This window comes from Roseateles sp. P5_B10 (genome assembly GCF_056400485.1).
Window position 1 is genome coordinate 1 of record NZ_JBFULE010001714.1, and the last position, 541, is coordinate 541.

Consider the following 541-nt stretch of genomic DNA (forward strand, 5'->3'; position numbering starts at 1 on the left):
GGCGAAGAGATCAAGGCTTAAGAGGTCCGACATGGCTCGTCTTCAAACGCATTACCGCGAAAAAATCGTGCCCGGCCTGGTCGAGAAATTCGGCTACAAGTCGGTCATGGAGGTGCCCCGCATCACCAAGATCACGCTCAACATGGGCGTGAGCGAGGCCGTCGCCGACAAGAAGGTCATGGACCACGCTGTGGGTGACCTGACCAAGATCGCCGGCCAGAAGCCCGTCGTCACGAAGTCGAAGAAGGCAATCGCCGGCTTCAAGATCCGTGATGCGGTGCCCATCGGCGCGATGGTGACCTTGCGCGGCGTCCAGATGTATGAATTCCTGGATCGTTTCGTGACGATCGCCCTGCCGCGCGTTCGTGACTTCCGGGGTATCTCCGGTCGCTCGTTCGACGGCCGTGGCAACTACAACATCGGCGTCAAAGAACAGATCATTTTCCCCGAAATCGAATACGACAAGGTGGATGCTCTGCGTGGTCTGAACATCAGCATCACGACGACCGCCAAGACGGACGACGAAGCCAAGGCTCTCCTG

At 58.4% G+C, this 541-nt stretch carries 1 protein-coding gene; it reads left to right on the forward strand.

The genetic code is table 11. The features are described from left to right. Positions 1-31: 31 nt before the first annotated feature. The coding region (gene rplE, locus AC1DU6_RS35495) for a 50S ribosomal protein L5 (protein ID WP_477863297.1) at positions 32-541 on the forward strand (510 nt) is incomplete at its 3' end.